Below are 24,769 nucleotides of genomic sequence, written 5' to 3' on the forward strand. Positions count from 1 at the left end.
GCACCACGTAGGTCGGACAAATATGTCCGACCTACCTTTGTCCCAGGATATAGGCAAAGTACCCAGCCAAACCGATACTGGCTGTCGTACCCGCCCAAAACAGCGTATCCGCATAGCCGATCACATCTGCCGTGACACCTAAAACGCCCGCGCCGAGCGCTGACCCGCCCGCGGCAACAACCGCCCAAAGGCTCATGACCCGCCCCCGCATGTCGTCCTCCAGAACCAACTGGATCGCGGTCTGCATCGAGATCGCTGTCAGCGTGGTGACAAAGGCCATCGCGGCCACGGTCACCAGCGCCAGCTCCCAGACCTCCACTTGCCCCAACACAGGCACCAGTGCCAATCCGACCAGGACAAATCCCAGCGACAATTTGGGGATCTGACCCGGCTCTTGTGCTGGCAGGAACCCTTTGAACACGCCTCCGATCAGGGCGCCGATTCCCGTAGCAGACAACAGGACGCCCAAGCCTTCCGCCCCTCGCTGAAAAACACCATCGGCCAAAGGCGGCAGGATTTCCAGCGTTCCTCTGGCAATCACCGACAGCACGCCCGCCGTCACCATCGCCCGCCAGATCACAGGCGTGCGCCAGACATGCCGAAACCCCGAGGTCAGCGCCTTGGAAAAGGGCTCACCGGCAGATCCGCTGTCCCGTCGGGGTCGCAGGGTCAGCCGGGTCAGAACAATCAGAAATGGCACATATAGCGCAGCTTGTACGAACAGGGTGGTCGCGACGCCAAACAGGCCAATCAACAGGCCGCCCAACGCGGGGCCCACCAGCCGTGCCACATTGAAATTGATCGCGACGATGGTCACCACCGACCCAATCAGCTCGCGCTTGACCAACCTTGGGGTCAGCGACATCCGCACCGGATGGCTCGCCGCCGCCGTGATCCCCGCAACGGTGGTCAAACCCACCAGCAGCACCGGACTGAGCCAGCCCAAGGCAAATACAATCCAGAAACTCAACGATACGAGAAAGTTCAACGACTGCACCGTGATCGCCGAGCGCTTTATGTCCAACCTGTCGGCCCACACACCAAACAGAGGTGACAAAACGATGGCAGGCGCGAATTGAACCAGCGCGATCAAGCCAACGAAACTGGCCGAGCCGGTCAGATCCCACGCCAGCCAACCACTGGTTACACGATGCATCCACAAGGACAGCAGACCCATCAGGCTGCCACTCACATAGGTGCGGAAATTCGGGGATTTCAGGGCTGCAAAATTCACGCGCGTCTTCCGGTCAGACAATGCGCGGACTGTGGGTTACCCCGCACCAGAAGGCAAGACACAGCAAAACCCCCGGCTGGGAACCAACCGGGGGCGACTTCTAGCGAAACAAACGTTTTCCGCGTCAGTTGACGGCCTTGGCCTCAACCACGTCTTTTTCAATCTGCGCGCCACTGGCAATCTCAATCCGGCGCGGCTTGAGTGCCTCGGGGATTTCGCGTTCCAGATCAATGTGCAGCATACCGTCAGCATGGCTCGCACCGGTCACGCGCACATGGTCCGCGAGGTGAAAGCGGCGCTCAAACGCGCGGGTGGCGATGCCGCGATGCAAATAGGTCTTTTCTTCGGTCTCATCCGCTTTACGCGCGGTTACAACCAACGCGTTCTGTTTGACCTCGATCCCGAGGTCCTCGGCGGAAAAACCGGCCACCGCAATGGAGATGCGATAGGCATCTTCCGCGGTTTTTTCGATGTTATAGGGGGGGTAGCTGTTCTGGCTGCCTTCATTGGACAGCACGCGGTCCATCATGTTGGCAATTTGGTCGAAACCAACCGACGACCGATAAAGAGGGGCAAAATCAAAACTTCTCATGGGTTATCCTCCATCATGAGCGACAACAGATTACGCCTTCCCAAGGGACAGGCAGTGCGTTGCGGAACCCGAATTCGGCGTCCCGACACAGTCTAGGTGTGTGTGCTCAAAGGTGATTTCAAGAGGTTTTTGTGCTTAGTCCACTCGCACGAATTTCGCGCCAGACCCGGCTTTGTCTCCGCCCTGCCCCAGGCGCCGCATGACCGGCTTTGCTCTGGTCCGCAACTCGGCCATCAGCTGCTCCAGCGGGCCGTTCAGTGCCACGCCCAGCGCTACGGGTTGGTTTTCATAATGCGCCTTGGCCGAAACCACCGACACAATCCGCACCTGCCCATGATCAAAGGAAAAAACCGGAGCGCCGCTGCTGCCGTAATTCACGTCGCAAGACATCACATAGATGCCACGCTCTTCGCCCAAAACGGTGCACATCTTTTGAAACGACGGCGCTTCGGCGCGGTCTTCGGCGTATGAGACAACGCCAACCTCAGATCCACGCCCCAACCGGGCGGTGGTCTCGAACGGCACCACGCGGGTATTGCGGATCGGATGGTAGAGTTCCAACACGGCCAGATCATTCATCACGCGCTCGGCCCCTTTTGAGGCCCGGAACACATAGTCCGGATGTTGAACGGCCCGGCGCACTTCGCGGTAAGCCTCGGCGCGGCCATTGCGCCACCCGGCCCTAAATTCGATCTGATCCACACGCAGACGATTGCCGGTGGACTTGTCATAAAGACAATGCGCCGCCGTCAGCACCAGGTCGGGCGCAATCAACGCCCCGGTACAAAAACCACGCCCATTCAGCTCTAAACGCCCCACAGCCTCCCAGCCCTGCGCCTGATCTCCGGTATCCATTCGGCGCAGATCCGAGTCACCCGCATGGGCGCTCGCTGCCAGAAACAGCGCAAATACCAGTTTTGAAAGCATGCGGACCATGGGCGCCCCTTGTCTTGGTCCGCTCCGGATAACAGGCGGACAAGGCAGGAATAGGGCAGGAATAGGGGCGGATCAGGTCCGCCCCAATACTTACCGCAAAATCGGGATCTGAGGCTTGCGCTTACCTTCGGCCGTCAATGCGGGCGGCTGCGGCCCACCGGTCGCCCAGTCCAGCAACTCAACGGTGTGTACAATCGGCACGTCGGTGCCGCCGCCTATCTGCATCATGCAGCCAATGTTACCCGCCGCGATAATATCCGGGTTCCTGGCCTCTAACGTGGTGACCTTGCGCTCTTTCAACTGCTTGGAAATCTCCGGCTGCATCAGGTTGTAAGTCCCGGCTGAACCGCAACACAAATGGCTGTCCGCAGGCTCCACGACCTTGTAGCCTGCCCGCTTTAGCAGATCCTTGGGGTATGTCTTGATCTGCTGTCCGTGCTGCAACGAGCAGGCCGCGTGATAGGCCACGGTCGTGCCCTTGTCTGCGCCTTCCGGCAGATCGAGCGTCATCAACACCTCCGAGACGTCCTTGGCGATGTTACTCACCCGCTTGGCATCCTCTGCCAGAGGCTCATTGCGGAACATGAAGCCGTAATCCTTGACGGTGGTGCCACACCCTGACGTGTTGATGACAATCGCGTCCAGCCCCTCGCCGTCCATCTCTTTCACCCAGGCGCGGATGTTCTTGGCGGCCGTGCCGTGGCTCTCTTTTGTCTTGCCCATGTGATGTGTCAGCGCCCCGCAACAGCCCGCACCTTCGGCCACCACAACTTCGCACCCCAACCGCGTCAGCAATCGGATCGTCGCGTCGTTGATGTCGGTGTTCAGCGCCTTTTGCGCACAGCCCGTCATCAGCGCCACCCGCTTTTTGCGTGCCCCCTCCGGAGCAAAGCTCTGAGGATCATCATTGCGGCTGACCGGCGGGATATGCCTTGGCGCCATCTCCAGCATCGCCTTGAGCCGCGCATCCGGCATCAGAAAGGCAAATGGACGTCCGATCTTAGCCCCCAAGAGCGCCAAGCGAAACCGCGTCGGATAGGGCAAAATACGCGCAAGCGTCCAGCGTAGCATGCGATCCATAAAGGGCCGCTTGTACTTACCCTCGATGTATTCCCGCGCGTGATCCACCAGATGCATGTAGTGCACCCCCGACGGGCAGGTCGTCATACAGGCCAGACACGACAGGCAGCGATCAATGTGCAGCACCGTTTTCGGGTCCGGATCACGCTCGTTCTCCAGCATGTCCTTGATCTGATAGATGCGCCCGCGTGGTGAATCCAGCTCATCTCCCAAAACCTGATAGGTCGGGCAAGTCGCCGTGCAAAACCCGCAGTGCACACAAGACCGCAGTATCTCATTGGCCCGCTGTGTGCCCGGATCCTGCAACTGCTTTTCGGTAAACGTCGTCTGCATCGGCCCTACCCCATCAGTCCCGGATTAAGAATGCCGCGCGGATCAAACTTATCACGCAGGCCTTGTGCAATTGCTGCCACAGGCGCTGGCTCTGGATGGAATACCGGCATTGCCGCCCGCAAACTTTCTGACCCGCGCACCAAAGTCGCATGACCGGCAAACTCAACGGTCCGCGGATCAACCCCTTCCGGGGCTTCGATCCACACCAGACCACCGCCCCAATCGTAGAGCACTTTGAGGTCGCCAGACACCTCGCGCAGCGCAGCAACTATGGCAGGCGCATCCGAGGGTTTGACTGACAACCGCCACACCGCACTTGTACCGCCGTGCATCGGCGCCACATCCCGCAGCCAACGCCACCCTTCGGTTACCTTGGCCGGGTCGCGCTCTACATGAATCTCTGCGCCGCTGTTGGCAAACAGGGCCTTCAACTTATCGGCGCGATAGGAAACCGAAGCATCCAGCCCCTCAATCCGGATCATTGTCACCGGATGACCGTCTACACCCACCGGCGCATGTCCCGCGCCCGAAATGTCATAGGGCGAACCCAGCGCTGCGCTCATCGCCGAAACCGCCGCCACCTCATCCAGCCCGTAAAGCAGCACGCAGCCTGTCGTTTCCGGGATCGCCTGTACTTTCAACGACACTTCGCTGAGTACCCCCAACGTGCCCCAGCTCCCCGCCATCAACTTTACCAGATCATAGCCTGTGACGTTCTTCATCACGCGGCCACCATTTTTTAGAACCCGACCAGCGCCGTCCACAAACCGCACGCCAAGCAACGAATCCCGGCAGGCCCCAACCTGGATGCGGCGCGGCCCCGAGACGTTGCCCGCCACCACACCGCCAATTGTTGGCTCACCCTGAGTGCCCAACAGCCCACGATGATCCATCGGCTCAAAGGCCAAACGCTGCCCCTCTTGGGCCAGCACATCCTCGATCTCGGCCACGGGGGTACCAGCCCCTGCAACGAGAGTAAGCGCGCCCGGCTCATACAGAGTCACACCGCTCAAACCCGCAGCTGACAGGGTCTCGCCCACAACCGGCGCACCGATGTTGCGCGTCCCGCCACCGATAACCCGCAACGGCCCCTTGGCGCCCTTTACCATCTCGGCCAGGGCCGTCTCATTTTCAGGTTTCATCATCTTCTTACTGGTCCTAAATACCCAATAAAGTCAGTCGCTTATTCCGCTGCAATCCGGCGTTCTTCACTCGACGCGAGAGGGAACACCTTGGCCGGGTTGAGCAACCATCTGGGGTCAAACACGTCCTTCACGGCCATCTGAATATCCAGGTCCTGCGGCGCATATTGATCCACCATGAGGTCGCGTTTCTCAATCCCAACCCCGTGCTCGCCGGTCAGACATCCGCCCACCTCGACACAGAGTTTCAGGATGTCCGCGCCAAAGGCTTCGCACAGCTCCAGATCCCCCGGTTTGTTGGCATCAAACAGGATCAGCGGATGCATGTTTCCGTCTCCGGCGTGGAACACATTGCCCACGTCCAGCCCGTACTCTTTGCTCATCTCGCCAATGCGTTTCAGCACATGCGGCAGTTGGGAAACCGGGATCGTGCCATCTAAGCACATGTAATCATTGATTTGCCCCATGGCCCCAAAGGCCGATTTCCGGCCCAGCCAGATCTTGGCGCTCTCTTCGGCCGAGCCGCTTTCACGCAGTTCGACCGGGTTGTGCGTCCGTGCAATCGCGATGATGCGCTCCAGTTGCGCGCTGATCTCTTCTGCGCTGCCTTCGACCTCGACGATCAGCAGGGCCTCGCAATCGGGATAGCCCGCGCCCGCAAACGCCTCGGTTGCGCGGATGCAGGGGCGGTCCATGAACTCAATCGCCACAGGCAGAATACCCGCCTTGATGATGTCGCTAACACATTGTCCTGCAACGACAATATCATCAAACCCGATCAGAACCGGGCGCGCCCCTTCGGGCTTGCGCAGGATACGAAGCGTCGCCTCGGTCACGACGCCCAACTGTCCTTCGGAACCGCAGATCAGACCCAACAGATCGAGCCCACCCGCGTCCAGATGCGCGCCGCCGATCTCGACGATCTCCCCGTCCATCATGACCATGGTAACACCCATGAGGTTGTTGGTCGTGACGCCGTATTTCAGACAATGCGCACCGCCCGAATTCATCGCAATATTGCCCGCGATGGCGCAGGCCAACTGCGAAGATGGGTCCGGCGCGTAGAAGAAATCTTCTTCTTCAACCGCCCCGGAAACGCTGAGATTTGTGCGTCCGGACTGAACCCGGATAAACCGATTTTCATAATCTGTTTCAAGGACTTCCGTCATCCGTGACACCCCAAGGATAACCGAATCCGCCGTAGGCAAAGCCCCGCCAGCCAACGACGTCCCCGCCCCGCGCGGCACCACGGGCACGCCCTCGTCATGGCAGATCTTCAGAACGGCCGAAACCTCTTCGGTCGAGGCCGGTAAAACCGCGACCAGCGGAGGGCAGCGATAGGCGGTTAGGGCGTCGCATTCGTAGGCTCGGGTTTCGACCTCATCTTCGATAACCGCTTGTTTTGGCAGTATTTTTTGCAAACGCTCGACGATGCGGGCTTTGCGGGCGAGGATCGAGGGGTCCGGGGCGGGCATCTCCACGGCGAGTCTCCTTCATAAGATTGGTAAGGAAATATAACCAAAATTCACATCTGGCAAGCCTCTTCTTCCTGCGCTAGGGTAAGATATGACCTGGACGGAACGCTTTGACCTGTTTTCCACGCTTGATCTGACAGCTGTTGGACTGTTGCTGATCTGTTGGCTGGGGATTGGGTATCTCATTGAAAATGCACCAAAATCAAAACCAAGCCTGTCGACGATCATGGTCAGATACCGGCGGGAATGGATGGTGCATCTGGTTGACCGGACCCCACGTGTGTTCGATGCGCAGATCCTTGCAAACCTGCGTCAGGGCACCTCGTTTTTTGCCTCGGCAACAATGATTGCCATCGGGGGTGGGCTGGCGTTGGTTGGTAATCCTGACCAATTGTCGGGCGTTGCCAGTGAATTCGCAATGATGAAGGCACCGACCTTTGTCATCGAGATCAAGCTGATCCTTGTGATCCTGTTGATTTCAAACGCTTTTCTTAAGTTCGTCTGGGCCCACCGGCTGTTTGGTTACTGTTCCGTTGTCATGTCCGCCGTGCCCAATGACCCGAATGACCCCGCGGCCCTGCCGAGGGCGGAAAAAGCCAGTGAAATCAACATCACAGCGGCCAAAAGCTTTAACCGCGCCATGCGCTCGGTTTATTTCAGCCTGGCCGCAAGCGCCTGGCTGTTTGGAGCTATCCCATTGATTCTGGCGTCTCTTTTGACGCTCTTTGTGCTGTGGCGACGCGAATTCGCCTCGCACTCGCGGGCTGTCATGCTGAACCCCACTGACGGGATGGGCGGGTAATCTTTATCAAGATCGGGTTAATTTTGCGGCGAAATGGCAAAATGACCATTTTGTACAACATTTTTGAGGGTGACTCTCCATTTTGTACAAAAGATTATGTTAAGAAACACGGGTCCTTTTTAACGATTTCTTCAACATCAACCGTCCCGAGGGTTGCACTCGATGTTTTGTGTCTGCTCGTGAGAGTTTCGAGGTCTGCGATGCGGACAGAGCTGCCATTTACAGTTTGGATGCTGGCTCAGTCAGCCTCCTGAACATCAATGGCCCATTCTGGATTCCAAACAGGCTGTTAACCTAGGACTGTTAACGACCTTTGCGAGATTTCCTATCAGTGGATCATTCATGATCAAGCACTTCAGCATCAACTTACTTTCCGCCGGGATCGTTATGTGTTTTGCATACCGCTTCTCGTAAATGTTCGCGAATTGGGATCTGTTATCTTCACCTTCAATGACAGGCAGTAAGGAGTTGTTCCGCCAATCCGAAATTAGGGAAACATAAACCTCTCCTCGTTGGTGATCTTTGCTACGGGTAAAAAATTGAATTGCGTTTTGCAAAGCCATATCGGCTTGGGAAAATGCCTCAATAACTCGCCCGTCATTTGATGCCTTGAATGCAAAATACAAAGACACCGGATAGGTGTCTTCACCCATATGTTCGCGAAAATTAGATACGGTTTGGGGAAATTCCGTTGAAAGGAGCAGCACTTGCTCCATGAGTATGCAATCTTCCAAACCATCATAATCTAATTCTGCTTGGCCCTCATTTTCTAGGCGCGCTTCCATTGCGGCACACAAGTTGAGAGCTTGCAGGCTTTCAGCAGACGCTGGAGTAACAAGCTGCGCCTGCGTAAACGACAAACAGATCAAATAACAAATTGTCTTTAGATAGAAACAGGCATCCCATTCAAACCTACGGCATTGTTCTGACGGCAAGACGAAAATCCTTTTCTAAAAAGTATGTTCATATCACTGTAAATTCTTGGGCGGTCCCTATTCTGAGAGTGGAGAATGTCCAATACCCAAAGACATTTCAACGTCGAAGTGGGCTCAAACCGGACATTCGTCATGTCACGCAGGTCGCGCGATTGCCGGACTGCGGTCTGGGACACGCGCGGCGGCCTGCGGCCTTGTCTCCGCGCAAGGGTGGAACAAAGCCCCGTCACACCCGATGATACGGTGCCCCGGCCAGGATCGACGCTGCGCGGTAGAGTTGTTCCGACAGCATCACGCGGGCGAGCATGTGGGGCCAGACCATCTTGCCAAAGGACAGTTTGGCGTCGGCCTGTGCGCGCAAGGTGGGGTCAATGCCATCCGCGCCGCCGATGACAAAGGCGAGGTCGCCGCGCCCCGCGTCGCGCCAGCCGCCCAGCATGGTGGCAAAATCGGGTGAGGACATCAGTTTGCCGCGTTCATCCAGCGCGCAGATCACCGCGCCCTTGGGGATGACGCCGGACAGAAGCGTTGCCTCGGTGGCCATGCCGCCGCCTTTCTTGTCCTCGACCTCGTGCACGGAGACCGGGCCAAGGCCAAGGGCCCGCCCGGTGCGGTCAAACCGTGTCAGATAATCGTCGAGGAGGTCGCGCTCGGGACCGGACCGTAACCGGCCCACGGCGCAGATATGCACACGTAACGGCATTACTATCTCCGGGCGTGTCGCCCGTTGTCAGGCTCAGGCGGAGCCGCCTGGCATCCACATCTTCTCGAGCTGATAGAACTCGCGGACCTCGGGACGGAACACGTGAACGATCACGTCGCCGGTGTCGATCAGCACCCAGTCGCCGGTCTCTTTGCCTTCGATCTTGGACAGGCGACCAAATTCGGTTTTCAGCCGGTCGACCAGCTTTTCCGAAATTGACACCACCTGACGGGAAGACCGGCCGGTGCAGATCACCATGGCATCGCCAATAGCGGAAATGCCGCGCAGGTCGATCTGCACGATGTCTTCGGCTTTGTCTTCTTCGAGTGAAGTTAAGATACGCGCCAGCAGTTCTTCGCTGGTTGCGTCGGTCCGGGCCCCGTTTCCTACGGGATCGGAAGTGGCCTGAGCCACGTCGGTGTTAAGAGACAGAGATCTGCCCTCCTTTCTGCGCGCCGCAAAGCCCCGGCGCCGGGCGTAGGGTCAAGATAGCATCGGACATGCGAATTCTCAATGCGGCCCCGGACATCCGCCGGAAAAGGATGGCGGATATGCGCCTTTGTGCAACAGCGACGCAGGCGCGCAAAGCTTGCAATGTGGCATCGTCTTGATAACGTTAACAAATGCGAATTGCGCAGATCGGGGGTTTCATGAAATCACGTCTTGTTGTGGCCATTGTCACGTGTCTTGCCCTGCCATTGCTGGCGCTGGTCGCCCCGGCGCAGGCGCAAGAGGAGGTCTGGGTCGCGCCGACCTGGGGGGATGGCAACTTTGATGAGAATTTCCCGATTGCCTATGTCATCACTCCCAAGGGCGAGATCATCGTTCAGATGAGCGCAGAGACGTTGCAATGGAAAACCACCATTATCGTGCCCAGCGCCCGTCGTGACATTCAACTGATCAACGTTCTGTCCCATGCGGATGGCAGCGTCGACAAGCTGGACACCGGCACGCTTGCCGGGGGCATCCTGCAGGACCCGCATGACAGCGGCGGGCTGATCACCACTTTCCGGCTGGACCAGGCCTTTGTCGACAGGGCCAAGGCTGCGGACAGCTGGACGGTGCATGTGGGGCTGGACCGCTTTGTGTTTCCGATGACGGGATCGCGGGCGGCCCTGGATCATGTGGAAACCGTCGGTTACGAGAGCAACCACGCGTTTGTGCAGGAAGAGTCGGACATGGAGCAGGCGCTGATGCATTGCGCGGCGGCCGTGGCGCATCCCCGCGACCCCGAGAGCAGTTTTGCCGGAGTGGCGTGGGGTGACATTGATGCAAGCGAGGCCGTGGCGCGCTGTGAGTGGGCGCGCGAGATGCTGCCGGACAATGGGCAGGTGCTGTACTTGTTGGGACGCGCCTATGACAAGGCCGGGGACCGGCGCGTGCTTGAAGCCTTGGGCGCGGCGGCGGACCTGGGGTATGGCATGGCGTTCAACCATCTGGGCATCATTTACAGAGACGGTGAATACGGCACCGATGATATGGGCCACGCCGGTGATCTGTTCCGGCAAGGGGCCGAGGCGGGCAACATCCTGGCGCAATATGCCTATGCCGAGTTTCTGGCCGAGTTCGGCGATGGCGCGGGCGACCATGTCACCGCGTTAGAGTATATGTCAGCCGCCGCAATAGCGGATTACGACGATGCGGCGTTGATCGTGGCCCGGTGGTATCGGGACGGTTATGTGGCAGAACAGGACGGCCGGGCAGCGCGCGAGTTTTACGAGATAGCGATTGAGGCCGACCACGCAGCGGCGGCCTGGGAGCTTGCCGGGATGTATCGCGACGGCGTGGCGGTGACCAAGGACCCCGAGGCCTATCTGACGTATCTGAAGGTGGCCGCGCGCATGGGGCATGACGATGCCAGAACGGCGCTGGCCTACGACTGAGGCGCGGGCGTGTCGCCCCCCTCGTCCCCGAGCATGCGGAGTTCGCGCTGTGGGAAGGGGATCGAGATACCATGTTCCTGGAAGGCATCCCAGAGGGCCAGATAGACATTGCCCCGGATGTTGGTGAGGCCTCCGGTCGGGTCCTCGATCCAGAAGCGCAGGATATAGTCGACACTGCTGTCGCCAAAGCCGACGATATGGCAGACCGGCGTGTTGGGATAGGTCAGCACGCGTTTGACGGATTTGGCCGCATCAATGGCAATCTTGCGCACCTTGTGGGGGTCATCATCATAGGCCGTGCCAAAGTAGATATCGAGCCGTACATATGAGTTGGTGTGGGACCAGTTCACCACCTGCCCCGTAATCAGGTCTTCGTTGGGGATCAGGAACTCTTTGCCGTCACGGGTGACGACGCTGACATAACGGGCGCCAAGCGAGTTGATCCAGCCAAAGGTGTCCCCCAGAGAAATCACGTCGCCGGGTTTAATCGAGCGATCCAGGAGGATGATGATGCCCGAGACCAGGTTGGAGACCACCTTTTGCAGGCCAAAGCCAAGGCCGACACCGATAAAGCCCGAGAGCACCGCAAGGCCGCGCAGATCAAAGCCCAGCGTGCGCAGGCCGATGATGAAGGCAAGGCCATAGAGGATGACCTGAAGCGTCTTGACCACCAGCACCTGCATGGTTGGCGAAACGCTGTCATTGCTCTGGATCGTGGTGGCGGTCTTGCGTGACAGGACGCGCACCACGGCAATGGTGAGCCCCAGCATGAGCACCGCCTTGGCCGCGACCCAGGCCGAGATGCGGGCATCGCCCAACTCAATCGCGGCGCTGTCCATGAGCTGCATGGTCTCGTCCGACAGCCCGAGGATCGACACCGTGACCCAGACCCATGCCCCATAGCGCAACACCGCGCGCAGGAATGCGTTGTTGACCAGCCGCAGAACCACCACGACCACCAGCCATGCGGTCGACAGGTTGGCAAGAATGGCGAGCAGATACGAGCGGCTGGGCCATGTCACCTCGCGCATGATCAGGACGGTGAGCCAGATCAGCACAAAGAAGAAGATCAGCGCCATGCGCCGGTGCACCATCAGCATGTAGCGATAGCGCCATTTCGGCCAGCCCTCGCGGTCCCGCATCCATTCGTGCAGGCGGGGCTTGAAGATACGGGCCAAGAGCAACGCCAGCGCCAGAAGGATCAGCGCAATGGCAACCTGATAGGCGTTCCATGGGCGGTAGAGCCCTGACAGGAAGGTCTCGGCCTGTGCCCAGATGCCCAGCGCGATTTCCTGCGTATCCGGCTCGGCCACGACTTCGGCAGGCTGCTCGACCGCCTCAAGCGTGGTGGTGGTGGTGTCTTCGGTGGCGGTTGCGTCTTCTTCCATGCGGCCCTTTCCTTGGGGTCAGGTTTGCATGGGGGTCAAGGTGCGGGCAAGGGGGAATGCGGGGAAACAGGCCGTTGGGCTGCGATCGTGCGGCCACCGGTGGTCATTGAGAGGTGTTGCAGGTGGTGGTGGGGTGAGGCTCGTGGCAATCATCCATCGTTGCTGGAGAGGGACGAAAAACCGCGCATTTGACAACCAGCCTATACTGCTTGCAGGCTCGAACCCGGAAATCACACTGGAGGGACAGGGATTTCTCATGCTTACAACGTCAAACCGAAGTGAAGCAGACAGTTTACTAAGCGGACTAGCTCTTGGGTTTTCTGCAGACCCGTTCATGCGTTGGCTTTATCCTGAACCGGGCGGTTTTCTGACCCACTTCCCACGCGTCATGGACTTGTTCGGAGGGCGCGCCTTTGAACATGGTGGTGCCTTTCGAAATGATGATTTCACCGCGGGCGCACTTTGGCTTCCGCCGGGTGTTCACCCAGACGAGGACCGTCTTGTTGCCTGTTTCGAGCAAACGGTGGCACCAGAAAAGCATGATGCCTTGTTCGAAACCTTTGGCCAGATGGATACATATCATCCCGACGAGGATTGCTGGCATTTGGCCTTTATTGCGGTCGATCCGTTTCGCCAGGGAAAAGGGTTGGGGGGCGCGTTGCTTGAGTCCTGCCTCAAACGCTGTGACGCGGATGGAAGACCTGCCTACCTGGAGTCGACAAACCCCGCAAACCTGCCGCTGTACAAACGCTTTGGCTTTCGGGAAATGGGTTTAATCAAGGCCGATCACGCCCCGCCTCTGTTTCCGATGTTTCGGGCCGCTCAATAGCGTTTGGACAAATTGCCCGCCACATGTGACGGACACGCTTTCCCTTGCGAGACTCGGGCGAAGGGGTTATCTCCTCCGGCATGACACGGATTTTCGACATGGATGACCGCGCGCGTCTGCGCGAACGCTTCTACGGCGAAGCCCGTTCGGTGCTTGCCCGCCTATAGGCGCTGCGCATTCCTGTCATCTTTCAATCAGACCATCCAAGGGAGAGGACCTCATGTCCCCCAAGACACTCTATGATAAAATCTGGGATGCCCATGTCGCGCATGAAGCGGACGACGGCACCTGCCTTTTGTATATCGACCGTCACCTCGTACATGAAGTGACCAGCCCGCAGGCGTTCGAAGGCCTGCGCATGGCGGGCCGCACGGTGCGCGCACCGGAGAAAACCATCGCGGTGCCGGATCACAACGTGCCGACCACCATGGGTCGCGAAGACGTGACGCAGATGACCGAGGACAGCCGCATTCAGGTGGCAGCCCTTGACACCAACGCCAAGGAATTCGGCATCCACTATTACCCGATGAACGACGTGCGTCAGGGCATCGTGCACATTGTCGGCCCCGAGCAGGGCTGGACATTGCCCGGCATGACCGTGGTGTGTGGTGACAGCCACACCGCCACCCACGGGGCGTTTGGCGCGCTGGCGCATGGTATCGGCACCTCGGAAGTGGAACATGTTCTGGCGACGCAGACGCTGATCCAGAAGAAATCGAAAAACATGAAGGTCGAAATCACCGGCAAGCTGAAGCCGGGTGTGACCGCCAAGGACATTACCCTGGCCGTGATTGGCGAGACCGGCACCGCTGGCGGCACCGGCTATGTCATCGAGTATTGCGGTGAAGCGATCCGGGATCTGTCGATGGAAGGCCGCATGACCGTCTGCAACATGGCCATCGAGGGCGGCGCCCGCGCTGGCCTGATCGCGCCGGACCAGACCACATTTGACTACTGCATGGGCCGCCCCCACGCCCCGAAAGCCGGCGCATGGGAACAGGCTGTCGCGTATTGGAAGACGCTTTTCACCGACGAAGGTGCACATTTCGACAAGGTGATCACGCTGAAGGGCGAAGACATCCAGCCGGTCGTGACCTGGGGCACCAGCCCCGAGGACGTTCTGCCGATCACCGGCGTTGTCCCAGCCCCGGAAGATTTCGAAGGCGGCAAAGTCGAAGCGGCGCGCCGTTCGCTGGACTACATGGGCCTGACCCCCGGTCAGAAACTGGACGAGATCGAGATCGACACCGTCTTTATCGGATCCTGCACCAATGGCCGCATTGAAGACCTGCGCGCCGTGGCCAAGGTGGTCAAGGGCAAGAAGATCAAGGATGGCATGCGTGCGATGATCGTGCCGGGCTCGGGCCTGGTGCGGGCACAGGCCGAGGAAGAGGGTCTGGCCGAGATCTTTGAAGCGGCCGGGTTCGAATGGCGTCTGGCGGGCTGTTCCATGTGTCTGGCGATGAACCCCGACCAGCTGAGCGAGAACGAGCGCTGCGCGTCGACCTCGAACCGCAACTTTGAAGGGCGTCAGGGCTTTAAGGGGCGGACGCACCTTGTATCTCCGGCGATGGCAGCAGCGGCAGCGCTGACCGGCAAGCTGACCGACGTGCGGGAAATGATCTGAGGGCGCTGCTCATCCGCCCGTGCGGGCGTCTTCGCGAAGACGCCGGGTACGGCGGATGAGCCCCCACCGAAAGGACTAGAAATGGAAAAGTTTATCAAACTCCACGGCATCGCGGCCCCTATGCCGCTGGTGAATATCGACACCGACATGATCATCCCCAAGATCTTTCTGAAGTCGATTCAACGCAGCGGCTTTGGCAAGAACCTGTTTGACGAGATGCGCTTTAACCGCGACGGCAGCGAGATTGCCGATTTCGTGCTGAACAAACCGCAGTACCGCAAGGCCGAGATTCTGATTGCGGGCGACAACTTTGGTTGTGGCTCATCGCGTGAACACGCCCCCTGGGCAATTGCCGATTTTGGCATCAGGTGCATCGTGTCGACATCCTTTGCCGACATCTTCTTTAACAACTCGTTCAAGAACGGCATCCTGCCGATCGTGCTGCCGCAAGAGCAGGTGGACCTGTTGATGAAAGACGCGGAAAAAGGCGAAAACGCCCGCATGACCGTCGATCTGGAAGCGCAGGAAATCACCACCTCGGACGGCGAGGTCATCGCTTTTGAGGTGGATGCGTTCAAGAAACACTGCTTGCTCAATGGTCTCGACGACATCGGTCTGACCATGGAAAAAGCCGAGGCGATTGACGCTTTCGAAGCACAGGCCGAAGCGGCACGCCCCTGGGCCTGATCGCTACAATACGGCAAGAATGTGACGGGTCGCCCCATACGGGCGGCCCGTTTTCTGTTGGGCCGGAACCTGTGTTTGCGCGGCAAAGCCCGTGGTGATTTTGCCGTAGCCGACCACTAGATTTGGTAGCCCATTGGAGTCGTTCACTTTTCTTAACCATGAATTGGTGCAAAGGCGCACCACTTGCCCCGCTATTCGACCGAAATCCGGACAAGTCTAAACAAACCCTTGAGACCAAGCCCGAACTTGGGCAGGATTAAGGCAAGAATGAGGCAAACCCGTCTGAGCAGGCGGGATCAAGTTGGAACACGGACGCGGCAACGTATCGCGACGGGCCAGGTTGAAGGGAAAAGGGCAGTGGTCGGAAAATTTGCAAGCGCATTGACCCGCGCACTATTGGTGGCGTTGCTGATGTCGACGCCCGCGTTGATCCTTCCGAACGTGAGTACGGATGCGATTCATATCGTGGTGCTGTTCGCGCTGTTCGCCGGGTGTCTGGTCTTTATCGAATATCTGTCAACCTATCCCAGCATCGTGGAATTCCGCTATGCGCCGCCGTTCAACCGGCTGCGGTTCCTTGCGATTTTCCTGTGTGTGCTGACGCTGTCCGTCATTGCACGCGGACGCTACGAGCCCAATGCGCTGACCTCGTTCCTTTATACGCTGGGCTATATTGTCGGCGACTGGATCGATTTTCCCTACTCACCTGTACGCCTGATGGTGATCATGCTGCCGGATAATGCCTCGGCTGATCTGGTGCTGGCGGTGCGCACGGCGTCGGGCATGGCCTATATGATCTCGCTGGCGACGCTGACGCTGTTTTTCTTTTACGTGCGTATCCTTGGATGGCCCGCCCGCAATGGCGCGTTCAACGTCTGGGTGAACCTGCCGCTGTTCGACCCGACGGCGGGTGGCGATGTGCTGCCGCGGCTGCAGCGCGACGGGCGTCTTAACATTGCGTTAGGGTTTCTGATGCCATTCTTGATCCCGGCGATCGTGCAGATGATGTCGGATCTGATTGATCCGATCTACATGGACGATCCGATGACCTTGATCTGGACGATAAGCGCATGGGCCTTTATTCCGGCGAGCCTGATCATGCGGGGCATGGCGATGGGGCGTGTCGCCGAGATGATCGACGAGAACCGACGTCGCGCCTATGCCGCGACGCAGGCCATGCAAACCATCTGATTTTTTGGCTTCTGGCGTTCTGCCTGATGGCTCTGCCGGTCTGGGCAGAGCCTGTGCGCGTGGCCAGTTACAATGTCGAGATGCATCGCAAGGCGCCGGGGCTGATGCTGCGGGATATTCTGCGGGGGGATGATCAGGCGCGCGCGGTGGCACAGGTCGTGGCACATGTGGCCCCCGACGTCCTGCTGTTGCAGGGGGTGGATTATGACGCGGACCTGCATGGGGTGCGTGCCCTGCGCGATGTGATTTCCGAGGCCGGGATCGTGTATCCGCATGTCTTTGCGCTGTTGCCGAATGCGGGCATGGCGACGGGGCTGGACATGAACGGCGATGGCCGGTTGGGCCGGGGGGCAGACAAACAGGGGTTTGGGTTCTTTGCGGGGCAGCGCGGCATGGCGCTGTTGTCGCGCTGGCCGATTGACGAAGCGGGCGTGCAGGATTTCTCGGGCCTGTTGTGGCGGGATCTGCCGGGGGCGGAATTGCCCGAGGTGGCGGGCGCGCCCTTTCCGTCCGAAGCCGCGCAGGCGGTGCAGCGGCTGTCTTCGGTCGGGCATTGGATTGTGCCGGTTGTGATGCCGGATGGAGGGGTGCTTTCGGTGATGGCCTTTAGCGCGACGCCGCCGGTTTTTGACGGGCCAGAGGATCGCAACGGGTTGCGCAATGCGGATGAAATCCGGCTGTGGGCCCATGTGCTGAATGGGGATCTGGGCGTTGCCCCCAAGGGGCGTTTCGTGATCGCGGGCAATGCCAACCTGGACCCGGAAAAAGGCGACGGGCGGCATGCGGCGATCCGGGACTTGCTGGCGCATCCAAAGGTACAGGATACCCGCCCGAAGTCTGCGTTTGGCGGCACGGATACGGTGGATTGGCGCGATCCCTCACCGGGGGACATGCGGGTTGGCTATGTGTTGCCGTCAGCGGATTGGAAGGTTGTGGACGCCGGTGTGTTCTGGCCCGCGCCGGGGGACGCGGACCACGAGGTGTTGCGCGTGGACGAGGTGCACGCCAGCCGTCACCGGCTGGTTTGGGTGGACGTCGAGGCGGCGACCGCCGAGGGGTTCTGATCCTGCCACGCCACGGCGCGTTTGAGCGCGGTGTCAACCGGCGTGGGGTCAAAATCCGGCAAGAGGTCGGTGAACCGCGCCGCGCCCAACTCGTGCGGCGTGTTCCAGAGATAGCGCATTTCCAACAGGCAGGCCGCGAGCTTCCAGAATGGCGACAACAGGCGGAAGGGCAGCCAGTTGACCTGCTTCAGACGCAGGTCGCGACCGGTAATGCGCGAAAGGGCCGCGCACATGTCCTGTCCGCTGAGTGTGTAGCCCGGAAAGGCGATGTCTTCGAAACGATTGAGCGTGTCGCGCTGCTCGGCCAGAAGCACTGCGGCGCGGGTCAGGTCGGGCAGATAGGCCCAGGCGTGGGGGATGTCCGAGCGGCCGGGATAGCGAAAGATGCCCTTGGGCAGCGGCTTGGTCATGATCCTGTCGAACCAGTTGCCCGAGGGCTGCGTATCGATAAAGTCACCGGCCCGCAAAAGGATGGTGCGCACGCCGCTGTCGCGATAGGCGGCTTCCATCTCGCGGCGGATAAGCCCGAGGGGGTTGGTTGCCAGATGCGGCGTCGAGGCGCACCAGACGGGTTCGTTTCCGGGGCCGTAAACGTAGACGTTGCCGGGCACGATGACGGTGGCGTCGACGGTGCGGGCGGCCTCGATCACCTCGGCGTGCAGACGCGGCACCTCTGCCGCCCAGTCGGGATAGGCCGGGTTCCAGGCGTTGACGATGACCTGCACCCCTTGCACGGCGGTCCGCAGCGTATCTGTGTGACGGTCAAAATGGCGGACCTGCCAGCCGGCACGTTTGAAAGCCTGGCTGGCGTTGTGGCCAAAGCGCCCGGAAGCGCCGAGGATGAGAACAGTCTGGGTCATTGGGTCGGCTCCTGTAATCAGTTGACACCATTATGGACCCGCCACACATGAATGGGTATTTGCAAAAACTGCAGTTATGCTATTCATTATTGAATGGATAAAACACTCGCATCCCTCGACTGGTCTCTGATCCAATCGTTTCTGGCCGTGGCTGACACCGGATCGTTGTCAGGAGCGGCGCGGCGGCTGGGGGCGTCCCAGCCGACCCTGGGGCGGCATATCCGAACGCTGGAAAACACACTAAAGGTCGAGTTGTTCCAACGCCATGCGCGAGGGTTTCAACTGACCCCGTTGGGGCGCGAGATGCGCGGCCACGCCGAGCGGATGGCCGAGGCGATGGCGGGGCTGTCACTGGTCGCGGCGGGGGGCGAGACGCGGCTGGAGGGCGATGTGCGCATTGCCACAAGCGTGTTCATGGCGCATCACGTCATGCCCGGCATCATTGCACAGATGCGGCAGCAGGAACCGGATATCCGCATTGACCTCGTACCCTCGGACAGTTCGGAGAACCTGCTGTTCCGCGAGGCGGATATTGCCGTGCGCATGTACCGCCCCGAGCAGCTGGACATGGTGACAAAGCACCTGGGCGACATCAGCCTGGGGATGTTTGCCAGCCGCGCCTATCTGGATCGCAAGGGCGCGCCGCGCGGGGCAGAAGACCTGCATCACCACGATGTTGTGGGCTACGACAGCAACGATGACATCATCCGCGAAATGCGCGCCATGGGGATCCCGGCCAGCCGGGAGATGTTCGCGGTGCGCTGCGACAACCAGAGCGCCTATTGGGAGCTGGTTCGCGCAGGCTGTGGGCTGGGGTTCTGTCAGACCAATATCGCCCGCAAGGACCCGGAGATGGTCGAGATACCGCTGGCTTTCCCCCTGCCCCACCTGCCCGTCTGGCTGACCACCCATGAGGCGCTGCGCCACAGCCCGCGCATAGCCCGCGTCTGGGAGCTGCTGGACGTCGGGTTGCGGCCCTTCGTTTCTTGATCTTTGTGCCCCATGTCTTTAGGGCAATCGCAAAGAGATTCATCAAGGACAGACACCCATGAGCAACCCTTCGCTTCTCATCCTTCCCGGCGACGGCATTGGCGCCGAAGTCATGGCGCAGGTGCGCCGCATCATCGACTGGTACGGCGACAAGCGCGGCCTGTCCTTTGACGTGAGCGAAGACCTCGTGGGCGGTGCCGCCTATGACGCGCATGGCGTGCCGCTGCATGACGACACCATGGCCAAGGCGCAAGAGGTCGACGCGGTTCTCCTGGGTGCCGTGGGTGGCCCCAAGTACGACGATCTGGATTTCTCGGTTAAGCCCGAGCGCGGGTTGTTGCGTCTGCGCAAGGAGATGGACCTGTTTGCCAACCTGCGCCCGGCGCAGTGCTTTGACGCGCTGGCGGATTTCTCGTCGCTGAAGACCGAGCTGGTCTCGGGGCTGGACATCATGATCGTGCGCGAGCTGACCTCGGGCGTGTATTTCGGCGAGCCGCGTGGCATTTTCGAAGAGGGCAACGAGCGTGTTGGCATCAACACCCAGCGCTACACCGAGAGCGAGATTGAACGTGGTGCCCGCGCCGCGTTTGAATTGGCGATGAAGCGCGACAAGCGTCTGTGCTCGATGGAAAAGGCCAATGTGATGGAGTCCGGCATCCTGTGGCGCGAAGTCGTCACCGAAGTGTCGAAAGACTATCCCGAGGTCGAGCTGAGCCACATGTATGCCGACAATGGCGCGATGCAGCTGGTGCGTGCCCCGAAACAGTTCGACGTGATCTACACCGACAACCTGTTTGGCGACATCCTGTCCGATTGCGCCGCGATGCTAACCGGATCACTGGGCATGCTGCCCTCGGCCAGCCTGGGTGCGCCGATGGAGAACGGGCGTCCCAAGGCGCTGTACGAACCGGTACACGGCTCGGCCCCGGACATTGCCGGTCAGGGCAAGGCCAACCCCTGCGCCTGTGTTCTGAGCTTTGCCATGGCGCTGCGCTATTCGTTTGACCAGGGCGCGGAAGCCGACCGCCTGGAAGCGGCGGTGGAAAAGGTGCTGGCCGATGGCGTGCGCACCGGTGATCTGATGCAGGCCGATGGCGGCACCCCGGTCTCGACAGACCAGATGGGGGACGCGATCCTCGCCGCGCTGGACGCCAGCCTGTAAACCGGACCAAACCAACCTGATTGCAAAAAAGGCGCGGCATTCCGCGCCTTTTTTCTTGAAAAACGGCTGGGGTTACGGTCCAAAGAAGGCACTGCACACAACCAATGACAGGTCCCGGACATGAACCTGAAAGCCATCCTGCTGGGATTGGCAGGCTTTGCCTTTTTCTCGACCCATGACGTGATTGTACGGCATCTGGGCGCCACCTATTCGCCGGTGCAGATCCTGTTCTTCACCAGCCTGATGTCGTTCCCACTGGTCACGTTGATGCTGGTGCGCGACCCGACCCAGGGCAACTTGCGCCCGTTGCATCCGTGGTGGATTTCGCTGCGGTCAATGGCCATGGCGCTGGGCGGGATGTGTGGGTTTTACGCGGTCTCAACCCTGCCGCTGGCACAGGCCTATGCGATCTTTTTCACCATTCCGCTGCTGATCACGCTCTTGGCCATTCCGGTCCTTGGCGAAAAGGTCGGCATCCACCGGGCCGTGGCGGTTCTGATCGGGCTGGCCGGGGTTGTCGTGGTGGTGCGCCCGGGCGGCGCCGAATTGGGGCTGGGGCATCTGGCGGCCTTTGTCGCCGTCTTCTGCGCGGCGACGCAATCGGTGATCGCCCGCAAGATCGGCCACGAGGAACGCCGGGTTGTGATGCTGCTGTTCCCGCTGGCGGCCACCTTCCTGGTGATGGCGGCCGGGCTGGGGTACGTCTATGTGCCGATGCCGCTGATCGACCTCGCAGGCATGGGCGGCATCGCGATCCTGGGCTTTCTCGCGGCCTTTTGCCTGGTGGGGGCCTACACCCTGGGCGAGGCCGCGGTGGTCGCGCCCATGCAATACTCGCAGATCATCTGGGGCCTCATCTTTGGCTCGCTTTTGTTCGGAGAAACCGTGGATCGTCAGACACTTGTCGGGGCCGGGATCATCATCCTCAGTGGTCTTTACATCGTGGTCCGCGAGGCCTCGGGCGGGACCTCGACCACCACCCCGGTGCTGCGCAACCGCACCCGCGCCTTTTCGCCCGGCGCGTTCCGGGTGTCGGTGGCATTGCGGCGAAAATCAGCGCGCAAGGGCCTTGCAAATTCTGACGAGACCCCTTAGGACGCGCTGCACGGTCGGAGTGTAGCTCAGCCTGGTAGAGCACTGTCTTCGGGAGGCAGGGGTCGGAGGTTCGAATCCTCTCACTCCGACCAATGTCGCATCTAGGCGACTGATTTCATTTACATTACTGCTCACTTTGTCGAACCTTTCGTATTGGGTTCGTCAAGTTTTGAACCCTGTTCGTTCTTTATTAGCTTTTCAAAGCCGTGATCGGCCAAGAGACCGCGACGCGCCTTGCCTGCATATACCTGCACCATTGTTGGTGAGTTGTGGCCCGTCCAAACCATGATTTCGCGCTCCGTTGCCCCTGCCTCTGCCAACTGGGTGGCGCAGGCTTTGCGCAGCCCGTGAGCTGAACATTTCGGCAGGCCTGCGTCGTCGCACCATTTGCGCATGGCGGTTCCCAACCCGTTTGCAGTTCTTGACCGCCCGCCTCTGGTTTCGAGGAATGTGAGCTTGTCAGTGGGCAGCGTATCCAACACTTTGCGCAGCTCAGGGTGCACCAGGATGTCAATCAACACCGTTGAGACACCCTCAGTCTTTTGGCGGCGATACTGCAAACGATCACCCTTGAGGTTCTGCCATCCGAGCTTAACGACATCCGACCGCGCGCACGCGGTGTAGAGCATCAACGTGACCGCTGTGTGCGCCACAGAGCCCGCCTTGTGATGCTCAAAGAACTTTTGCAACTCATCCTCTGTCCACGTGTGAAAGCCATGCGCGTTGGTGCGCATTTTCCTGATCCCGGCTGTTGGATTTGATGAGCGCCACCCAATCTCAACAGCATGGTTCAAAAGCATCTTGAGCATCCGCAGGCGGTTGTTGCGCGCAGATGGTCGATCTGTCAGGGGTTCCAGCAACTTGACCACGTGTTGCCGCTTCATCTGTTTCACGAGCCTATGGCCGTGATCCTCGCGCAACCGCTCGATTTCGCGACGATCGGTCAACTTGGTGCTGTCCTTTAGCGATACGAACTCGGGGCTCTTGTAGTAGGAAACCGCAAGCGCATTGACCGTGCCGCGCTTTGTGGCCGGGGAACCGATCTCTTGCGATTTAAAGCCGCTCAAAGCCCGCTCATAGTTCCGGCGAAACTCGGCGGAGCCGTATTCGCCGTGGATTTCAGTTGTGAAACCCTTTTTGCGAAACCGATAGCGACGTTTCCGGTGCCGATCAAAATATGCGGTAACGCCCGGAAACTCACGTTTGATCCGGCGAGCCATTAGAGATCGCCCCAGGTATCTTCCTCATCCTGCGAGGGCAGCGCCGCTGCACAAGTGTAAAGCTCTGTCACCAACCACAGGCGGCGTGAACCTCCGCAGCGCGGTTTCGGCATAGCACCGGCCTCAACCAGCTCCGAGAACTTGCCGGGCGACAGGTTAAGCATGGCGGCGGCGCTCGACTTGCTGACGCAGATCGCGGGAATATTGGATTGGATTGGGTTGTTTGACATCTTCATTCCCCGGTTGATTTGCCCCGGTGAGGGAAAGGAAAAAACCTCACCGGGGCCGTCAAGGATGCTGGCATGTCGAAAACCAGACATCCCGCTACATGTGGCATCAGGCGAAACCAAAACCCGCCACACGATTGTTAGGGGCACGACTTACCGCGCACCCCAGCTTAGGCCGAAGGGCTCATGAACCAGCCGCGATGATCGGTGAAACCCGCACCGAAATCCATGCGGACCTTGTATTCGACACCATCCACCTCGAAGCCTTCGCGAGTGAAAAGCTGAGGGCCTGCCACACCGTCAAGATAGGCGTGCTGCAAGCCATCAGGCGCACCGGGGGCCGCGCACACATACCAAGCGCTTGCGCTTGTCAGGCGGGGCTCAACAAGCAGTTTCAGCTTGCCCGCAAACGGGTTGGCATTCGCCACCTCGCTTGCCGCGATTTCTGTCAGGACTTGCTCAGCGAGCGTTTCCAGCTCAGGCGGAACGACGAGGAATGTCGGGACCACGTTGATCGCCTCGCCTGCAAGCCCGGTCTGGCGGCGCATTGCGACCCGTGCGGTTCCCAAACTTGCGACCGACAGCGTTGCCGATGCTTGCGCGAGGTTCCCGTGATCTGCGTGGAAGAGCGTCTTGCCATCCGAGAGCTTGGGCCCGAGGCCTGCGTTTTCTTCCAGCAGCCCTGCGAAAAGTTTGGCCTCGGTGTTGGCAGCACCTTGGCCCAACAGCGGGAACATATTCGAGAACACGTCCAGATCATCATTGACGATGGCCTGACGAGTGATCCCGAAGATTTTGCCGTAGGTTTTCACTGCAAAGGTTTCATCGCCTTCCTCAATTGTCCCAGCCTTGAATTCGCCCTGCTCATTCACTTCCTCAAGATCGGGGCCCGCTGAAACCTTGACGGAATGCAGCGCCCGGAAATTCGATGCGGCGATTTCCCGGCTGGTCTGTTTGATGGCCGATTGCGATGCCTCGTAGGCGTTTGACAACGACATGTTGCCCACATCGCGCAGGATATTTGGGAAGTCGCTGGTGCCGTGAAGCGCCATTTCCACACGAGAAGCGACTGAGGCCATGGCGGTGCTTTTCCCGGCTTGTTGCAAGCAGATGTCGGCGATCTCCGACAGCGATGCGCCCGCGAATTCGCGGCCCATTGTTGGCTCGTGCGCCCTGTTCACACGTGAATAGATGCCATCAACGATCTTACTGTTGAGCCCCTCGCCGTTGTCCCAAGAGTGACTGAACCGCCCCGGGTTTACCGGAGAGTTTCTGGTTCAATAGTTATGCCGCTTTCTCAACGGCGCTCAAGTC

Annotated in this window: 25 protein-coding genes and 1 tRNA gene; 12 read left to right on the forward strand and 14 right to left on the reverse strand. The window is 59.7% G+C overall.

Features of this window, described 5'->3' with window-relative positions; all coding sequences use genetic code 11:
- Window positions 1-31 precede the first annotated feature (31 nt).
- The 6 genes from EK369_RS20080 to EK369_RS20105 form a co-directional block, all read right to left on the reverse strand.
- The gene (locus EK369_RS20080; RefSeq protein ID WP_127116060.1) at window positions 32-1,255 is read right to left on the reverse strand and encodes an MFS transporter; all 1,224 of its coding nucleotides are present in this window, start codon (window positions 1,253-1,255) and stop codon (window positions 32-34) included.
- Between the two features lie 103 nt (window positions 1,256-1,358).
- On the reverse strand, window positions 1,359-1,826 hold the full coding sequence (locus EK369_RS20085) for an Hsp20 family protein (protein WP_127116061.1): 468 nt from the start codon (window positions 1,824-1,826) through the stop codon (window positions 1,359-1,361).
- A gap of 135 nt (window positions 1,827-1,961) precedes the next feature.
- Window positions 1,962-2,762, reverse strand: a complete 801-nt coding sequence (locus tag EK369_RS20090; RefSeq protein ID WP_127116062.1) for a trypsin-like serine peptidase — start codon at window positions 2,760-2,762, stop codon at window positions 1,962-1,964.
- Window positions 2,763-2,852: 90 nt separating this feature from the next.
- Complete coding sequence (gene glcF, locus EK369_RS20095; RefSeq protein ID WP_127116063.1) at window positions 2,853-4,175, reverse strand: glycolate oxidase subunit GlcF; 1,323 nt, start codon at window positions 4,173-4,175, stop codon at window positions 2,853-2,855.
- A 5-nt stretch (window positions 4,176-4,180) separates the two neighbouring features.
- On the reverse strand, window positions 4,181-5,317 hold the full coding sequence (locus EK369_RS20100) for an FAD-binding protein (protein WP_127116086.1): 1,137 nt from the start codon (window positions 5,315-5,317) through the stop codon (window positions 4,181-4,183).
- Between the two features lie 41 nt (window positions 5,318-5,358).
- Window positions 5,359-6,798 carry an FAD-linked oxidase C-terminal domain-containing protein gene (locus EK369_RS20105; RefSeq protein ID WP_127116064.1) on the reverse strand — a complete coding sequence of 480 codons (1,440 nt, stop codon included), beginning with the start codon at window positions 6,796-6,798 and terminating at the stop codon, window positions 5,359-5,361.
- An 85-nt stretch (window positions 6,799-6,883) separates the two neighbouring features.
- On the opposite strand from EK369_RS20105, the gene EK369_RS20110 reads away from it, so the two are divergent.
- Window positions 6,884-7,594 carry a DUF599 domain-containing protein gene (locus EK369_RS20110; protein ID WP_127116065.1) on the forward strand — a complete coding sequence of 237 codons (711 nt, stop codon included), beginning with the start codon at window positions 6,884-6,886 and terminating at the stop codon, window positions 7,592-7,594.
- 257 nt (window positions 7,595-7,851) lie between these two features.
- Here EK369_RS20110 and EK369_RS20115 read toward each other — a convergent pair whose 3' ends face one another.
- The 3 genes from EK369_RS20115 to rsfS all read right to left on the reverse strand — a co-directional run bounded on the left by EK369_RS20115 (window position 7,852) and on the right by rsfS (window position 9,646).
- A complete protein-coding gene (locus EK369_RS20115) occupies window positions 7,852-8,454 on the reverse strand; it encodes a hypothetical protein (protein WP_127116066.1) in 603 nt (200 codons plus the stop codon).
- A 301-nt stretch (window positions 8,455-8,755) separates the two neighbouring features.
- Window positions 8,756-9,232 carry a 23S rRNA (pseudouridine(1915)-N(3))-methyltransferase RlmH gene (gene rlmH, locus EK369_RS20120; RefSeq protein WP_127116067.1) on the reverse strand — a complete coding sequence of 159 codons (477 nt, stop codon included), beginning with the start codon at window positions 9,230-9,232 and terminating at the stop codon, window positions 8,756-8,758.
- 33 nt (window positions 9,233-9,265) lie between these two features.
- A complete protein-coding gene (gene rsfS, locus EK369_RS20125; RefSeq protein WP_127116068.1) occupies window positions 9,266-9,646 on the reverse strand; it encodes a ribosome silencing factor in 381 nt (126 codons plus the stop codon).
- 236 nt (window positions 9,647-9,882) lie between these two features.
- Between rsfS and EK369_RS20130 the strand changes: the two genes are divergently transcribed.
- Window positions 9,883-11,115, forward strand: a complete 1,233-nt coding sequence (locus EK369_RS20130) for a tetratricopeptide repeat protein (RefSeq protein WP_127116069.1) — start codon at window positions 9,883-9,885, stop codon at window positions 11,113-11,115.
- Here the strand turns inward: EK369_RS20130 and EK369_RS20135 are convergent.
- Window positions 11,106-12,503 (reverse strand): mechanosensitive ion channel family protein, encoded by a 1,398-nt coding sequence (locus EK369_RS20135; RefSeq protein WP_127116070.1) that lies wholly within the window; start codon window positions 12,501-12,503, stop codon window positions 11,106-11,108. The genes EK369_RS20130 and EK369_RS20135 overlap by 10 nt on opposite strands.
- A 142-nt stretch (window positions 12,504-12,645) precedes the next feature.
- Between EK369_RS20135 and EK369_RS20140 the strand changes: the two genes are divergently transcribed.
- The 6 genes from EK369_RS20140 to EK369_RS20165 all read left to right on the forward strand — a co-directional run bounded on the left by EK369_RS20140 (window position 12,646) and on the right by EK369_RS20165 (window position 17,901).
- Entirely contained in the window at window positions 12,646-13,332 is a 687-nt protein-coding gene (locus tag EK369_RS20140) for a GNAT family N-acetyltransferase (protein ID WP_206198129.1), read from the forward strand.
- Window positions 13,333-13,376: 44 nt separating this feature from the next.
- The gene (locus tag EK369_RS22025; protein WP_206198131.1) at window positions 13,377-13,499 is read left to right on the forward strand and encodes an isopropylmalate isomerase; all 123 of its coding nucleotides are present in this window, start codon (window positions 13,377-13,379) and stop codon (window positions 13,497-13,499) included.
- A gap of 53 nt (window positions 13,500-13,552) precedes the next feature.
- Window positions 13,553-14,959: a 3-isopropylmalate dehydratase large subunit gene (leuC, locus tag EK369_RS20150; RefSeq protein WP_127116071.1), complete on the forward strand. Its 1,407-nt coding sequence runs from the start codon at window positions 13,553-13,555 to the stop codon at window positions 14,957-14,959.
- An 81-nt stretch (window positions 14,960-15,040) separates the two neighbouring features.
- Window positions 15,041-15,646 (forward strand): 3-isopropylmalate dehydratase small subunit, encoded by a 606-nt coding sequence (gene leuD / locus EK369_RS20155; RefSeq protein ID WP_127116072.1) that lies wholly within the window; start codon window positions 15,041-15,043, stop codon window positions 15,644-15,646.
- A gap of 381 nt (window positions 15,647-16,027) precedes the next feature.
- Complete coding sequence (locus EK369_RS20160; RefSeq protein WP_306461225.1) at window positions 16,028-16,837, forward strand: hypothetical protein; 810 nt, start codon at window positions 16,028-16,030, stop codon at window positions 16,835-16,837.
- A gap of 26 nt (window positions 16,838-16,863) precedes the next feature.
- Window positions 16,864-17,901, forward strand: coding sequence for an endonuclease/exonuclease/phosphatase family protein (locus EK369_RS20165; protein ID WP_206198132.1), 1,038 nt, complete (start codon window positions 16,864-16,866; stop codon window positions 17,899-17,901).
- Here EK369_RS20165 and EK369_RS20170 read toward each other — a convergent pair.
- Window positions 17,850-18,761 (reverse strand): Rossmann-fold NAD(P)-binding domain-containing protein, encoded by a 912-nt coding sequence (locus tag EK369_RS20170; RefSeq protein WP_127116075.1) that lies wholly within the window; start codon window positions 18,759-18,761, stop codon window positions 17,850-17,852. The two genes, EK369_RS20165 and EK369_RS20170, sit on opposite strands and share 52 nt — an antisense overlap.
- Before the next feature lie 93 nt (window positions 18,762-18,854).
- Between EK369_RS20170 and EK369_RS20175 the strand changes: the two genes are divergently transcribed.
- From EK369_RS20175 to EK369_RS20190, 4 genes are all read left to right on the forward strand, one after another.
- Window positions 18,855-19,751 carry a LysR family transcriptional regulator gene (locus EK369_RS20175; RefSeq protein WP_127116076.1) on the forward strand — a complete coding sequence of 299 codons (897 nt, stop codon included), beginning with the start codon at window positions 18,855-18,857 and terminating at the stop codon, window positions 19,749-19,751.
- Window positions 19,752-19,809: 58 nt separating this feature from the next.
- Window positions 19,810-20,913 carry a 3-isopropylmalate dehydrogenase gene (leuB, locus tag EK369_RS20180; RefSeq protein WP_127116077.1) on the forward strand — a complete coding sequence of 368 codons (1,104 nt, stop codon included), beginning with the start codon at window positions 19,810-19,812 and terminating at the stop codon, window positions 20,911-20,913.
- 120 nt (window positions 20,914-21,033) lie between these two features.
- Window positions 21,034-22,008 carry a DMT family transporter gene (locus EK369_RS20185; RefSeq protein WP_127116078.1) on the forward strand — a complete coding sequence of 325 codons (975 nt, stop codon included), beginning with the start codon at window positions 21,034-21,036 and terminating at the stop codon, window positions 22,006-22,008.
- 15 nt (window positions 22,009-22,023) lie between these two features.
- Window positions 22,024-22,100 (forward strand) — tRNA-Pro (locus EK369_RS20190).
- A gap of 39 nt (window positions 22,101-22,139) precedes the next feature.
- On the opposite strand, the gene EK369_RS20195 is transcribed toward EK369_RS20190, so the two are convergent.
- From EK369_RS20195 to EK369_RS20205, 3 genes are all read right to left on the reverse strand, one after another.
- Entirely contained in the window at window positions 22,140-23,228 is a 1,089-nt protein-coding gene (locus tag EK369_RS20195) for a tyrosine-type recombinase/integrase (protein WP_127116079.1), read from the reverse strand.
- On the reverse strand, window positions 23,228-23,458 hold the full coding sequence (locus EK369_RS20200; protein WP_127116080.1) for a hypothetical protein: 231 nt from the start codon (window positions 23,456-23,458) through the stop codon (window positions 23,228-23,230). Before EK369_RS20200 ends, EK369_RS20195 begins: the two co-directional genes overlap by 1 nt.
- A 167-nt stretch (window positions 23,459-23,625) precedes the next feature.
- The gene (locus EK369_RS20205; protein ID WP_127116081.1) at window positions 23,626-24,612 is read right to left on the reverse strand and encodes a phage major capsid protein; all 987 of its coding nucleotides are present in this window, start codon (window positions 24,610-24,612) and stop codon (window positions 23,626-23,628) included.
- Window positions 24,613-24,769 lie beyond the last annotated feature (157 nt).

It is taken from the genome of Shimia sediminis (assembly GCF_003990645.1).
GTDB classification, from domain to species: Bacteria; Pseudomonadota; Alphaproteobacteria; order Rhodobacterales; family Rhodobacteraceae; genus Shimia; species Shimia sediminis.

Bases quoted from the DNA above. Each gene is read 5' to 3' on its own strand.
- EK369_RS20085 (WP_127116061.1), bottom strand. From the start codon at position 1,826: ATGAGAAGTTTTGATTTTGCCCCTCTTTATCGGTCGTCGGTTGGTTTC.
- EK369_RS20090 (WP_127116062.1), bottom strand. From the start codon at position 2,762: ATGGTCCGCATGCTTTCAAAACTGGTATTTGCGCTGTTTCTGGCAGCG.
- glcF (WP_127116063.1), bottom strand. From the start codon at position 4,175: ATGCAGACGACGTTTACCGAAAAGCAGTTGCAGGATCCGGGCACACAG.
- EK369_RS20100 (WP_127116086.1), bottom strand. From the start codon at position 5,317: ATGAAACCTGAAAATGAGACGGCCCTGGCCGAGATGGTAAAGGGCGCC.
- EK369_RS20110 (WP_127116065.1), top strand. From the start codon at position 6,884: ATGACCTGGACGGAACGCTTTGACCTGTTTTCCACGCTTGATCTGACA.
- rlmH (WP_127116067.1), bottom strand. From the start codon at position 9,232: ATGCCGTTACGTGTGCATATCTGCGCCGTGGGCCGGTTACGGTCCGGT.
- EK369_RS20130 (WP_127116069.1), top strand. From the start codon at position 9,883: ATGAAATCACGTCTTGTTGTGGCCATTGTCACGTGTCTTGCCCTGCCA.
- EK369_RS20135 (WP_127116070.1), bottom strand. From the start codon at position 12,503: ATGGAAGAAGACGCAACCGCCACCGAAGACACCACCACCACCACGCTT.
- leuC (WP_127116071.1), top strand. From the start codon at position 13,553: ATGTCCCCCAAGACACTCTATGATAAAATCTGGGATGCCCATGTCGCG.
- leuD (WP_127116072.1), top strand. From the start codon at position 15,041: ATGGAAAAGTTTATCAAACTCCACGGCATCGCGGCCCCTATGCCGCTG.
- EK369_RS20165 (WP_206198132.1), top strand. From the start codon at position 16,864: ATGGCTCTGCCGGTCTGGGCAGAGCCTGTGCGCGTGGCCAGTTACAAT.
- EK369_RS20170 (WP_127116075.1), bottom strand. From the start codon at position 18,761: ATGACCCAGACTGTTCTCATCCTCGGCGCTTCCGGGCGCTTTGGCCAC.
- EK369_RS20175 (WP_127116076.1), top strand. From the start codon at position 18,855: ATGGATAAAACACTCGCATCCCTCGACTGGTCTCTGATCCAATCGTTT.
- leuB (WP_127116077.1), top strand. From the start codon at position 19,810: ATGAGCAACCCTTCGCTTCTCATCCTTCCCGGCGACGGCATTGGCGCC.
- EK369_RS20185 (WP_127116078.1), top strand. From the start codon at position 21,034: ATGAACCTGAAAGCCATCCTGCTGGGATTGGCAGGCTTTGCCTTTTTC.
- EK369_RS20195 (WP_127116079.1), bottom strand. From the start codon at position 23,228: ATGGCTCGCCGGATCAAACGTGAGTTTCCGGGCGTTACCGCATATTTT.
- EK369_RS20200 (WP_127116080.1), bottom strand. From the start codon at position 23,458: ATGTCAAACAACCCAATCCAATCCAATATTCCCGCGATCTGCGTCAGC.
- EK369_RS20205 (WP_127116081.1), bottom strand. From the start codon at position 24,612: ATGGGCCGCGAATTCGCGGGCGCATCGCTGTCGGAGATCGCCGACATC.